Here is a 12,357-nt window from a genome sequence, read left to right on the forward strand (position 1 = left end):
TTCCGTATGGAAGGGCCATCGCTCAAAGGATAAAAGGTACGCCGGGGATAACAGGCTGATCTCCCCCAAGAGCTCATATCGACGGGGGGGTTTGGCACCTCGATGTCGGCTCGTCACATCCTGGGGCTGGAGAAGGTCCCAAGGGTTGGGCTGTTCGCCCATTAAAGTGGCACGCGAGCTGGGTTCAGAACGTCGTGAGACAGTTCGGTCTCTATCTACAGTGGGCGTTAGAAATTTGAGTGGATCTGACTCTAGTACGAGAGGACCGAGTTGGACTAACCTCTGGTGTATCTGTTGTTCCGCCAGGAGCATTGCAGAGTAGCTACGTTGGGAAGGGATAAGCGCTGAAAGCATATAAGCGCGAAACCCACCACAAGATGAGATTTCTTTAAAGGGTCGTAGGAGATGACTACGTTGATAGGTCATAGGTGTAAAGGCAGTAATGTCATAGCCGAGTGATACTAATAACCCATAGGCTTATTGTACGCCTGTTTTTTTACAAAGTTCAATACAGATTTTCATGAATCATTTTTTCAATATGTTATTTTATACGGTCAAGTAGTTAATACTACATACACCGAAAGATTTAAGGTGATTATAGCGATGGGGCTCACCTCTTACCATTCCGAACAGAGAAGTTAAGCCCATTTGCGCCGATGGTACTGCATTTGTGGGAGAGTAGGTCGTTGCCTTTTTAGAGAACCCTTCATATTTATTTATGAAGGGTTTTTTTGTGCCCTAAATTGTAATGAAGTAGAAGGCGGAAGGGAAGAGGCGAAAGGGAGAAGGTAAAAGGGAGGAGGCAAAAGCAAAAGGAATAAATGACTATACCTAAGTTATAAATTTAAGAAGGCAGAAGGCAATAAAAGTATTAGTGGTTATCTAAGTATATAATATTAAAATTATAAATTGTTCAATCGGGATCTTAATATTTTAAAGGATGTGCTAAGCACTAAGTAGAAAGTAAAGGTCCGAATGTAGAAGTGAAAAAAGATTAACGTAATAAGTTAGAATGTTAAGATTTAAGTAGTAGTTGACTTTAGGAGAAAGTATTCAAAATAATATAGATGTCATACAGTGCTAAGTCTTTATATAATGCACATTAACTGTGTGATAGATGTTTTCTAATAAAGTTAATGTGTGATATTCTTCTGGGAGAAATTCCAATGTTGTAAAAATTTATAGTACACAATCATTTAGTTTGAAGAACATATTTTAATAGCATTAAGTATAAAGTTTGTAAACAAACTATTAGCTCAGTATAAATACTATTGGAGATAGTTTATAATGAATAAATACATGTATTATGTTATAGTCTATTAGAGCGGCCTAATGACTATTATAGCAAGTCTTATTAAGTACTTTGTAAGATAATAGCATAAAGGTTTCGGTTTTAAGCATCAATTATATATCTTGATACTCTAGGATTAATATCAGTAATGAGCAGTAATAAAGAATTAGATTTAGCGAATAATTTCGTTAATAAAACGAACAGGAATATATTCTTAACAGGTAAAGCAGGAACAGGTAAAACTACTTTTCTTCACAAGTTAAAATTAAATTCACTTAAAAGAATAGTTATAGTTGCTCCTACTGGGGTTGCTGCTATAAATGCTAAAGGTGTTACTATACACTCATTTTTTCAATTGCCATTTGGACCTATTTTGCCTAATGACGATTTAAACTCTAGTGGTGGGTTTAATAGAAAGTTTGGTAAAACTAAAATTAATATTATTAGATCACTAGATTTATTGATTATTGATGAAATCAGTATGGTTAGAGCCGATGTGTTGGACGGTATTGATAAGACACTTCGTCGTTATAGAAATAGAAATTTAGTTTTTGGAGGCGTACAAGTTTTGATGATTGGAGATTTACAACAGTTATCTCCTGTTGTTAAAGATAATGAATGGCACTTGCTTAAACCATTTTATAATAACGCATTCTTTTTTAGTAGTCATGCTTATCAACAGTGTAATCCAATTTCTGTTGAGTTAAAGCATATATATAGACAGGACAATCCTTTGTTTATAAATATATTAAACGAAATTAGAACAAATAGCCTTTCTCAAGCATCAGCAGATGAATTAAACAAACGCTATAAACCCAATTTTGAACCAAAAGAAGATGAGGGATATATTTCTTTAACCACCCATAATAATAAGGCAGAGTATACTAATAAGGCTAAACTTGAGAAGTTAAAAGGTAAATCGAAAACTTATAAGGCGAAAGTGGAAGGAAAGTTTCCTGAGTTTTCATTTCCTAATAAAGAGGCGCTTGTGCTTAAAGTGGGTTCTCAAGTCATGTTTGTTAAAAATGATAGCTCTGCGGATAAGCGTTATTTTAACGGTAAAATTGGTAAAGTTATATTGTTAGATAAAGACGAAGTTGTTGTAAAATGTCCGGATGATGACTATAATATAATTACCAAACCCGAGATTTGGGAGAATATTAATTACGCAGTTGATAAGGATACTAACGCTATTTCGGAAAATAAAATAGGGTCTTTTACTCAGATACCGCTTCGATTGGCGTGGTCAATAACGATTCATAAAAGTCAAGGGCTTACGTTTGATAAAGCTATAATAGATTCAGAAGGTGCTTTTGCTCATGGTCAAACTTATGTGGCGCTGAGTAGATGTAAATCTTTGGAAGGTTTAGTCTTGAAAAGTAAGATTAATTCTAGTCAGATTATTAGTGATACTAATGTTATTAAGTTTAATCTGGAGGCAGAGAAAAATCAACCAGATGAAAGTATACTTCAAGAGTCTAAAGCACATTTTCAGTTAACTTTAATTTCTGAGATTTTTGATTTTTATCAATTTTTATATCCTACTAATCGTCTGTTAGATATTTATTATAAAAATAGAGGTAGTTTTCAAGGAAATATTGAAGGCCCTTTAACTAGTATAAAAGATTGTGTGGCTGCTTTACTAAAAGTGGCTAACGGGTTTAAAGCGCAATTGTTAGAAATTTGTGAAGTATCAACTACACCAGAAACAAGTGATGAGATTCAATCTAGATTTAATAAAGCCATAAGTTATTATAAACAACAACTTGATGTAGATATAATTGAAGTGTATAAAACGTTTAATTTTACTACTGATAATAAAACATTAGATACTGACTTTAATAAACAATTGGATATGTTGGAGGAGTTAATTGTTGTTAAACAATTGTATTTTTCTAATTTGGATTCTGGTTTTTCGGTTAAATTATTTTTAGAATTAAGAGCTAAATCTGTTTTTCTAACAAAAGAGAAACCTAAAAAACCTAGAAAGACAGTTGTAGATGGAACGACTAATGTTGAATTATTTGAGTTACTAAGAGAATTAAGAAATACTATTGCAGAAAGAGAGGATTTAGTTCATTTTCAAATATTCACACAAAAATCATTATATGAAATGTGCGAAACCTTACCAACAAGTCAAAGTGAATTGTTAAACGTTAATGGTTTTGGTAAAACTCGTGTTGCCAAGTACGGTAATGAGATTATAAAAATAATAAGAGCATATTGTGAGGAAAATGACATAGAAATGTCTAATGGTAAAGAAATGTTTGAAGAAGCCAAACCAAAACGGAAAAGAGGTGATACCAAAGAAACCTCTTTACAGATTTTTAAAACAGGCAAGTCAATAGATCAAATCGCTTTTGAACGTGATTTAAATGTAAATACTATATTTGGTCATCTGGCCAGTTTCATTCCATCGGGTGAAATTAAAATTACGGATTTAATTTCTGAAAAGCATTATAAGGAACTGAAAGCGTTAATTCCTAAACAGACTTTTGAAAACTTATCCGATCTAAAATCTAAAATAGCTAATAAGTATAGTTATGGTGAAATCAGATTAGTTTTAGATGATATATCTAAGTAACAAAAAAGGCTTTAAAATTAAATTTAAAGCCTTTTTTATATTTTAATATTAAGGGTGTTACCCTTTAATAATACCTCTAGAAATTACAATTTTCTGGATTTCGGAAGTACCTTCATAAATTTGAGTGATTTTAGCATCACGCATCATACGTTCTACATGGTATTCTTTTACAAATCCATTTCCACCATGTATTTGTACAGCTTCTACAGTTTGTTCCATAGCTACTTTACTAGCATATAACTTAGCCATAGCACTTGACATATCATAGTTATTACCCTGATCTTTATCCCAAGCAGCTTTCATAACTAACATTCTAGCAGCCTCGATTTCAGTGTACATATCAGCTAATTTAAAAGCAATTGCTTGATGGTTACAAATTTCTGTACCAAAAGCTTTACGTTCTTTACTATATTTTAAAGCTAACTCATAAGCACCACCAGCAATACCTAAAGCTTGTGCTGCAATTCCAATACGTCCACCAGATAATGTTTTCATTGCAAATTTAAACCCAAATCCATCTTCACCAATTCTGTTTTCTTTTGGAACTTTAACGTCATTAAATTGTAGGGTATGTGTATCACTACCTCTAATTCCTAATTTGTCTTCTTTTGGTCCAATATCAAAACCAGGTGTCCCTCTTTCAACAATAAAAGCATTAATTCCTTTATGTTTCTTTTCTTTATCTGTTTGTGCAATTACTAAATAAACATCACTACGTCCACCATTTGTAATCCAGTTTTTTGTACCGTTGATTACATAATGGTCGCCCATATCTATTGCTGTCGTTTTTTGTGATGTCGCATCACTTCCAGCTTCAGGCTCGCTTAAACAAAACGCTCCGATAGATTCTCCTGTAGCTAATTTTGTTAGATATTTTTGTTTTTGCTCTTCATTACCATAAGCTTCTAGTCCGTAACATACTAAAGAGTTGTTTACAGATACCATTACAGAAGCAGAAGCATCTATTTTAGATAATTCTTCCATAATTAATACATAAGAAATAGCGTCCATACCACTTCCTCCATATTTAGGGTCTACCATAATACCCATAAAACCAAGCGCTCCCATTTTACGAACCAATTCATTTGGAAACGTTTGAGCGTTATCACGTTCGATAACTCCTGGTAATAATTCTGTTTGTGCAAAATCGCGAGCGGCATCGCGAATCATGATATGCTCTTCAGTTAGGCTAAAATCCATAATTTATATAAGATTGTTGATTTAATAAAAATTGTATACAAAGATAAGTTTTTATTAGCATTTTTTCAATCGTTATAGTTATTTTTACGGGATATGATAAAAGACGTATATAATGTTATTGGTGTTATGTCTGGTACGTCTTTGGACGGTATTGATCTTGCGCTTATTTCGTTTAAAAAAGAGACGAATTGGAGTTTTGAAATTATTACAGCGGAAACCGTATCGTATCCTGAATATTGGTTTAATAAGCTTAAAAACTTAACAAGTTTAGAGCGGTCAGAATTAGCTAATATAGATGAGGAGTATACGATTTATTTAGCAACTATAATTAATCAATTTATCAAGCAAAATAGTATTACTGTTATCGACGCGGTCTGTTCTCATGGGCATACAGCATTGCATCAACCAAGTTTAGGGTTTACGTTGCAAATTGGTAATCTACCTAAACTTTCTAGCAGAATTAATCAATTAGTTGTCTGTGATTTTAGAGTCCAAGATGTGGATTTAGGAGGTCAAGGTGCGCCATTGGTACCTATCGGAGATGGCTTATTATTTAAAGATTATGATTGGTGTTTAAATTTAGGTGGATTTGCTAATATTTCTTCAGAAATAAAAAATGAAAGTGTTGCTTTTGATATTTGTCCAGTAAACATTGTGCTAAACATGTATGTTGAAACTCTGGGGATTCAATATGATGCTGGTGGAGAATTGGCAAGACATGGGAAATTAAATACGACGCTATTTAATGATTTAAATGCATTGTCATTTTATAAAGAAACACCGCCTAAATCTCTAGGTTTAGAGTGGGTAGAACAACAAATTATTCCATTAATCAATAGTTTTAAGTTAGACGCAAAAGATATTTTACACACCTATGTTATGCATGCGGCTTTTCAAATAGCTAAAGTTGTCAATCAAACAAATGAGTCTTCGATTTTGGTTACGGGAGGCGGTGCTTTTAATACATTTTTAATGGAAGAAATTACAAAACTTACATCAAACAAAATTGTTATTCCATCTTCTGAAATTATAGAATTTAAAGAAGCTCTAATATTTGGTTTTTTAGGAGTTTTAAAGCTTAGAGAAGAAATTAATTGTTTGAAATCTGTGACGGGAGCTTCGAAAGATCATTCTTCAGGAAAAGTATATTCTCCCAACTATTCAGATACATTATAAGGACAACTTTGTAACAAAGAGAGTGCTTAATAATGGTTAACAATAATTTATTATAATAAAAATGACTTTACTATTAAAAGCCATATTTTGTTTTTTTATATTTGTTCCACTAATTAACTTAATACTTCATAAGATGAATCAACTTTAGCTACTTTAAATGTTATTCCAAAGAGATAAATATTAAAGTAGAACTCAAAAATCAAAGATGAAAGACTTATTAAAAATTTACGAAAATAAAGAACCTGAAATTATATTTAACTGGAAAGATTCTGAAACAGAAGCAGAAGGATGGACGGTTATAAACTCATTAAGAGGAGGAGCAGCTGGTGGTGGAACTAGAATGAGAAAAGGATTGGACATGAATGAAGTCTTATCTCTGGCAAAAACAATGGAAGTGAAGTTTACCGTATCTGGACCAGCTATTGGTGGTGCCAAATCAGGAATTAATTTCGACCCAAAAGACCCAAGAAAGCTTGGTGTTTTAGAACGTTGGTACAAGGCAGTATCTCCATTATTAAAAAGTTATTATGGAACAGGAGGCGATTTAAATGTAGACGAAATCCATGAAGTAATTCCAATTACAGAAGCGTCAGGTGTTTGGCATCCACAAGAAGGTGTTTTTAATGGGCATTTCAAACCAACAGAAGCGGATAAAATTAATCGTATTGGGCAATTACGTCAAGGGGTAATAAAAGTGTTAGAAAACACTAATTTTTCTCCAGATGTTGCTAAAAAGTATACGGTTGCCGACATGATTACTGGATATGGTGTAGCAGAAGCGGTTAGACATTATTATGAGATATATGGTGGAAGCGTAAAGGGAAAACGTGCAGTAGTGCAAGGTTTTGGAAATGTAGGCTCTGCAGCAGCGTATTATTTAGCTCAAATGGGAGCTAAAGTTGTTGGAATAATTGATATTTCTGGAGGAGTGATTAAAGAAGATGGTTTTTCTTTTGAAGTAATTAAAGACTTTTTCTTAACCAAGGATGGAAATACATTAGCAGCAGATAACATGATTCCATTTGCAGAAATGAATGAACGTATTTGGTCATTAGAAACTGAAATTTTTGCACCATGTGCGGCATCTAGACTAGTCACTCAAGATCAGATTGATCAAATGATTAGTACTGGTTTAGAAGTTATTTCTTGTGGAGCAAATGTGCCATTTGCAGATAAAGAGATTTTCTTTGGATCTATTATGGAACAAACCGATGAGCGTGTAAGTTTAATACCCGATTTTATTTCAAACTGTGGTATGGCTCGTGTGTTTGCTTATTTTATGGAGCGTAAAGTACAAATGACTGATGAAGCTATTTTTAATGATACTTCAGACATTATTAGAAAAGCAATTGAAAACGTACACGCAAAAAGTTCTTCGAAAAAAGAGATTAGTAAAACTGCTTTTGAAATAGCATTAAAACAATTAGTATAATATGGAAACAGTAATAATTTTAGTATTCGTTTTAGGTTATTTAGCCATAACGTTAGAACACAATATAAAAATAGATAAATTAATCCCGGCATTAGTCATGATGGCTATAAGTTGGGCGTTAATATCTTTAGGTTTAGATTCTTTTACAGAATGGTTTGATTCTGCTAATCATGGATTGGTTGAAGGTTATGCCGCTTTAGAGCATGACACCAAGATGCATTTAATGGAAGAAACCTTATTGCATCATTTAGGTAAAACGGCTGAGATCTTAGTATTCTTATTAGGTGCGATGACCATTGTTGAAATTATCGATTATTTTGATGGTTTTTCTACAATTAAAAACTTCATTAAAACAAAGAAGAAAAGTAAGATTTTATGGATTTTTGCATTTTTAGCATTTATCCTTTCTGCTATAATTGATAACTTAACAGCAACTATTGTATTAATTTCTATTTTACAAAAAATTGTTAACGACAGAAATGTTCGTATTTGGTTTGCAGGTTTAATTATTATTGCTGCCAATGCGGGAGGTGCTTGGTCTCCTATTGGAGATGTGACGACTACAATGCTTTGGATTGGTAAAAAAGTAACGACAGGACATTTGATGGGGTATTTATTATTACCATCATTAATATGTATGTTAGTACCGACATTTATAGCATCGTTTTTACCTGCTTTTAAAGGTAATCTAGCAGATGAAGAAGATACAATAGAAAAACCAAAAAGTAGATTTAGCGCTACAATGTTATATTTAGGATTAGGAGCAATTGTATTTGTACCAATCTTTAAAACAGTGACGCATTTACCACCTTATGTTGGTATGATGTTAGCGTTAGGTGTTGTTGCTATTTTTGCTGAGATTTATAGTTCGGCTAAATTTAGTTTATCTAATCACGATTCTGAAGAAAGTGATGCACACGCACACCATAGTCCTGTACACCATTCTTTATCAAAAATTGAGTTACCAAGTATCTTATTTTTCTTAGGAATTTTAATGGCTGTTGGAGCACTAGAGTCTTTAGGGATCTTATTCGGATTTGCTTCTACATTACAAGATAGTATGCCAATGATGGGAACAGAATTACATCATGAAGGTGTTTCTGATTTAGTTATTATTTTACTAGGTATTGGATCTGCCGTTATTGATAATGTACCATTGGTAGCAGCTAGTTTAGGAATGTTCTCAGAACCATTGGATAACGAGCTTTGGCATTTTATCGCGTATTCTGCAGGAACAGGAGGAAGTATGTTAATTATCGGTTCGGCTGCAGGTGTTGTTGCTATGGGAATGGAAAAAATTGATTTCTTCTGGTATTTCAAAAAAATATCATGGTTAGCTTTAGTAGGGTTTTTAGCTGGGACATTAGTATTCTTTTGGACAAGAACTTTATTTTAATATATACTGAAAACAAAAAAGCAACGTTATAAACGTATCTAATTTTATACTATGATAAGTACATTAATTCAAGAGACTGCTCAAGCGGTAGATCCTTTATTAGAAGGAGAGCCAGTTGAGAAAACATTATCAATAATTGAACTAGTTACCACAGGAGGTACAGCAGGAATAATAATAATAGCATTGCTTTTTGTATTATTAGTAATGGCGGTTTATATTTATTTTGAACGCATATTTGCAATAAAAGAAGCTTCAAAAATTGATTCAAATTTTATGAATCAAATAAAAGACTATGTTAGTAATGGTAAGATTGAGTCCGCTCAAAACTTATGTACTACTGTCGATTCTCCAGTATCTAGACTAATAAGTAAAGGGGTTTCTCGAATTGGTAAACCTTTAGATGATATTAATACAGCTATTGAAAACGCAGGACGATTAGAAATTTATAGTTTAGAAAAAAACGTAAGTGTTTTGGCAACTATATCTGGAGCAGCACCAATGATTGGTTTCCTTGGAACCGTTATTGGAATGATACTATCTATCTTTGAGATTGCAAATTCTGGAGGTTCAATAGACATAAAAACATTGGCAGATGGATTATATACAGCAATGACAACGACTGTTGGTGGTTTAATTGTTGGTATTGTCGCTTATATAGCCTATAATCATTTAGTTGTAAAAACAGATAAAGTAGTGTATCAAATGGAAGCACACTCTTTAGAGTTTTTAGACTTATTAAACGAACCTAGCTAATATGCGATTAAGAGGAAGAAATAAAGTATCACCAGAATTTAATATGTCGTCCATGACGGACATTGTGTTTCTGTTGCTTATCTTTTTTATGATTGCATCAACGTTGGTGTCTGCAGAGGCTATAGATTTATTATTACCTAAATCTACAAGTAAGACGACTCAGACTAAAAATGTATCTGTAAGTGTTGACAAAGATGTCAATTATTATGTAGATATGAAGCAAGTATCAAAAGCGCAATTGGAGGCAGAGGTAATAGCAAAAGTTGGTAATGTAGAGTCGCCAACAATTACTATTAGATCTGATGAAACTGTAGAAATGCAACATGTTGTTTTTATAATGGATATTGCAAACAGAAACAAGATCAAATCGACATTGGCAGTAAAAGCACAATAAGATGAAATATTTAAAAACCAAACACGAACAGAACTCAGCAAAAATAACAGCATTAATTATGCTGATATTAATATTGCTCTTATTTGTGGTTGGTCAAAATTATACGGATCCACCAGAAGAATTTGGTGTAGCCATTAACTTTGGAGGTTCTTCTGGAGGAGGAGGAGGTGCGCCAGCGCAAGCAGCAGCACCGCCAACTGAAACTCAACCAGAAGAAACTGAACCTCAAGTAGAAGAGCAACAAGAGGCTGCAGCTACGCCAACTTCTCAGGAAAATGTTATAACTCAAGAAGATGAAGAGGCTGTTTTAATTAAGAAACAACAGGAGCAGGCTAAAAAAGAAAATGATGCTAAAGAAAAAGCTAAGGCTGATAAATTAGCACAAGAAAAGGCTGAAAAAGCTGCTAAAGCTGCTGCAGAAGCAGCCGAAAAAAAGAGACAAGATGATATTAGAAAAGCTAATGATGCTTTAATTAATGGTATTAGTAATTCTGATAGCGCATCCGACTCAAATAGTAATGGACCAGGTAATGGGCCTGGTAATGGATCTGGATCGGGTAACTCTTATGGGACAAGTCACTTTGGTGATGGCTCAGGACAAGGAAACGGAGATGGTGTTGGATACGGTTTAAATGGTCGAGGGAAACCAGACTATAGAAAAATAGTACAAGAGTGTAACGAATCAGGATTAGTTGTTGTTAGAATTGAAGTTGACCGTTCTGGTAAAGTTGTAAAAGCAGTTCCAGGTGTTAAAGGGACTAAAAATACAGCTGCTTGTCTATTAGAACCAGCACGCAAAATGGCATTGACACATAAATGGAAAGCAGATCCTAAAGCGCCAGAGCCTCAAGTTGGATACGTAAGTATCAATTTTAAATTAGGTCAATAAAATATCATGACTTATTTAGACACGGTCAATTGGATGTTTTCTCAACTTCCAATGTATCAAAAACAAGGTCAGACTGCTTTTAAAAAAGACTTAACTAATACTTTAAATTTAGCTAAGCATCTTAAAAACCCACAACGCAAATTTAAATCTATACATGTTGCTGGAACTAATGGAAAAGGGTCTAGCAGTCATATGCTAGCTTCTATTTTACAGGACGCTGGTTATAAAGTAGGTTTGTATACCTCTCCACATTTAAAAGATTTTAGAGAACGGATTAAAATTAATGGCAAAGAAGTCACTAAAGCATTTGTTATTGATTTTATAAAACAAAATAAAACCTTTCTAGAAGCTAATAAACTGTCGTTTTTTGAAATGACAGTAGGTATGGCTTTTGATTATTTTGCAAAACAGAACGTGGATATTGCAGTAATTGAAGTTGGTTTAGGCGGTCGTTTAGATTCCACTAATATTATTACGCCCGAGGTGTCTTTAATAACTAATATTGGTTTGGATCATATTCAATTTTTAGGGGATACTCTAAAATTAATAGCTTCAGAAAAAGCGGGCATAATTAAACCTAATATTCCAGTTGTGATTAGTGAAACGCAATTAGAAACTCAATCTGTTTTTACCGCTTTCGCTGAAAAAAATAATAGCCCCATACATTTTGCAGATCATGCTAAAAACGAAGCTTTGGCAACAGACTTAAAAGGGAGTTATCAATCCAAGAATATTAAAGGTGTTTTGCAAACTGTTAAACAGTTAAGATTAAAAGGATTTGAGGTTTCTGATAAAAATATAAAAAGCGGATTGCTCAATTCCGTAAAAAACACGGGTTTAAAAGGGCGTTGGCAGATCTTAAATGCTAGCCCTAAAGTTATATGCGACACTGCGCATAATAAAGAAGGCTTGACTTTAGCCATGCAACAATTATTGCAAGAAAAATATCATAAACTTCATATTGTATTTGGTGTTGTTAACGATAAAGATGTAGCATCTATATTACCTTTGTTACCAAAAGTAGCAACGTATTACTTCTGCAAACCAGATGTACCTAGAGGTTTGGGACAACACGTTTTAATGGATGTCTTTATTTCTAAAGGATTTCAAGGGACTGCATATGCTTCAGTTGATATTGCTTACAAAGAAGCCTTAAAAGCAGCTTCGAAAGATGATGTAATTTATATTGGAGGTAGTACTTTTGTGGTTGCTGAAGTGGTTTAATTTCCAATTAATTGTATC

9 protein-coding genes and 2 rRNA genes (1 of these 11 only partly in view) are annotated in these 12,357 nt (G+C 33.4%); 10 read left to right on the plus strand and 1 reads right to left on the minus strand.

The window, feature by feature from the left end; all coding sequences use genetic code 11:
• The 3 genes from E9099_RS11380 to E9099_RS11390 form a co-directional block, all read left to right on the plus strand.
• Positions 1-485, plus strand: a 23S ribosomal RNA gene (locus E9099_RS11380); it begins 2,336 nt to the left of the window's first position.
• 102 nt (positions 486-587) lie between these two features.
• Positions 588-695 (plus strand): 5S ribosomal RNA (gene rrf, locus E9099_RS11385).
• A 744-nt stretch (positions 696-1,439) separates the two neighbouring features.
• Complete coding sequence (locus E9099_RS11390) at positions 1,440-3,875, plus strand: helix-turn-helix domain-containing protein (RefSeq protein WP_136583705.1); 2,436 nt, start codon at positions 1,440-1,442, stop codon at positions 3,873-3,875.
• A gap of 57 nt (positions 3,876-3,932) precedes the next feature.
• Here E9099_RS11390 and E9099_RS11395 read toward each other — a convergent pair whose 3' ends face one another.
• A complete protein-coding gene (locus tag E9099_RS11395) occupies positions 3,933-5,075 on the minus strand; it encodes an acyl-CoA dehydrogenase (protein WP_136583706.1) in 1,143 nt (380 codons plus the stop codon).
• Positions 5,076-5,168: 93 nt separating this feature from the next.
• On the opposite strand from E9099_RS11395, the gene E9099_RS11400 reads away from it, so the two are divergent.
• The 7 genes from E9099_RS11400 to E9099_RS11430 all read left to right on the plus strand — a co-directional run bounded on the left by E9099_RS11400 (position 5,169) and on the right by E9099_RS11430 (position 12,339).
• A complete protein-coding gene (locus tag E9099_RS11400; protein ID WP_136583707.1) occupies positions 5,169-6,251 on the plus strand; it encodes an anhydro-N-acetylmuramic acid kinase in 1,083 nt (360 codons plus the stop codon).
• 205 nt (positions 6,252-6,456) lie between these two features.
• Entirely contained in the window at positions 6,457-7,683 is a 1,227-nt protein-coding gene (locus tag E9099_RS11405; protein ID WP_136583708.1) for a Glu/Leu/Phe/Val dehydrogenase dimerization domain-containing protein, read from the plus strand.
• 1 nt (position 7,684) lies between these two features.
• Positions 7,685-9,079 carry a sodium:proton antiporter NhaD gene (gene nhaD, locus E9099_RS11410; RefSeq protein WP_136583709.1) on the plus strand — a complete coding sequence of 465 codons (1,395 nt, stop codon included), beginning with the start codon at positions 7,685-7,687 and terminating at the stop codon, positions 9,077-9,079.
• A gap of 51 nt (positions 9,080-9,130) precedes the next feature.
• Positions 9,131-9,832, plus strand: a complete 702-nt coding sequence (locus tag E9099_RS11415; RefSeq protein WP_136583710.1) for a MotA/TolQ/ExbB proton channel family protein — start codon at positions 9,131-9,133, stop codon at positions 9,830-9,832.
• Position 9,833: 1 nt separating this feature from the next.
• Positions 9,834-10,226 (plus strand): ExbD/TolR family protein, encoded by a 393-nt coding sequence (locus tag E9099_RS11420; protein ID WP_101020754.1) that lies wholly within the window; start codon positions 9,834-9,836, stop codon positions 10,224-10,226.
• A gap of 1 nt (position 10,227) precedes the next feature.
• Complete coding sequence (locus E9099_RS11425; RefSeq protein WP_136583711.1) at positions 10,228-11,115, plus strand: energy transducer TonB; 888 nt, start codon at positions 10,228-10,230, stop codon at positions 11,113-11,115.
• Between the two features lie 6 nt (positions 11,116-11,121).
• The gene (locus tag E9099_RS11430; protein ID WP_136583712.1) at positions 11,122-12,339 is read left to right on the plus strand and encodes a bifunctional folylpolyglutamate synthase/dihydrofolate synthase; all 1,218 of its coding nucleotides are present in this window, start codon (positions 11,122-11,124) and stop codon (positions 12,337-12,339) included.
• The last annotated feature ends 18 nt before the right edge of the window (positions 12,340-12,357 follow it).

The sequence above is a fragment of the Psychroserpens sp. NJDZ02 genome (assembly GCF_004843725.1).
In the GTDB taxonomy this organism is placed as follows: domain Bacteria; phylum Bacteroidota; class Bacteroidia; order Flavobacteriales; family Flavobacteriaceae; genus Olleya.

Excerpts from the sequence above, each read along its gene's own strand:
- E9099_RS11395 (WP_136583706.1), bottom strand. The coding sequence starts at position 5,075 with ATGGATTTTAGCCTAACTGAAGAGCATATCATGATTCGCGATGCCGCT.
- E9099_RS11420 (WP_101020754.1), top strand. The coding sequence starts at position 9,834 with ATGCGATTAAGAGGAAGAAATAAAGTATCACCAGAATTTAATATGTCG.
- E9099_RS11415 (WP_136583710.1), top strand. The coding sequence starts at position 9,131 with ATGATAAGTACATTAATTCAAGAGACTGCTCAAGCGGTAGATCCTTTA.
- E9099_RS11390 (WP_136583705.1), top strand. The coding sequence starts at position 1,440 with ATGAGCAGTAATAAAGAATTAGATTTAGCGAATAATTTCGTTAATAAA.
- E9099_RS11425 (WP_136583711.1), top strand. The coding sequence starts at position 10,228 with ATGAAATATTTAAAAACCAAACACGAACAGAACTCAGCAAAAATAACA.
- nhaD (WP_136583709.1), top strand. The coding sequence starts at position 7,685 with ATGGAAACAGTAATAATTTTAGTATTCGTTTTAGGTTATTTAGCCATA.
- E9099_RS11405 (WP_136583708.1), top strand. The coding sequence starts at position 6,457 with ATGAAAGACTTATTAAAAATTTACGAAAATAAAGAACCTGAAATTATA.
- E9099_RS11400 (WP_136583707.1), top strand. The coding sequence starts at position 5,169 with ATGATAAAAGACGTATATAATGTTATTGGTGTTATGTCTGGTACGTCT.
- E9099_RS11430 (WP_136583712.1), top strand. The coding sequence starts at position 11,122 with ATGACTTATTTAGACACGGTCAATTGGATGTTTTCTCAACTTCCAATG.